A 441-nucleotide genomic window follows, 5' to 3' on the forward strand; every position below is an offset into this window, starting at 1 on the left:
GCCTGCGGGGACGCCTGGGCGGCCGCCATCGACGGCGAGCGCGTGGCCCTGTGCGTGGCCGACGGCCTGGGGCACGGGCCGGAAGCGGCGCGGGCTTCGGAGGCGGCGCTGGAAGTCTTCGCCCAGGCCCCCTTCGGCGATCTGGTCGGCATGGCGGAACGCGCCCACCGCGCGCTGCTGGGGCTGCGCGGCGCGGCGGTCTGCGCCCTGCGCTGGGACGGGCCTGCCGCCACGGTTCAGAGCACCAGCATCGGCAACGTGGCGGCGCGGCTGGTCTCCGGCGTGGCCGACCGGTCGGTGCCGGCGCAGCACGGCACGGTGGGCCTGCAGATCCGCAAGCCCCAGGAAGCCGCCATCCAGCCCCCGGACCATGCGATCGCCGTGGTCCATACCGACGGCATCGAGGGGCGCTGGCACGCCCGCTCGATCCATGCGCTGCTC

General features: G+C 76.4%; 1 protein-coding gene. It reads left to right on the forward strand.

Annotation, left to right across the window (positions count from 1 at the left end):
• On the forward strand, positions 1-441 hold a 441-nt coding region (locus GVL05_RS19850; protein WP_159574248.1), incomplete at both ends, for a SpoIIE family protein phosphatase.

Source organism: Curtobacterium sp. 18060, assembly GCF_902706105.1.
Lineage (GTDB): Bacteria > Actinomycetota > Actinomycetes > Actinomycetales > Microbacteriaceae > Curtobacterium.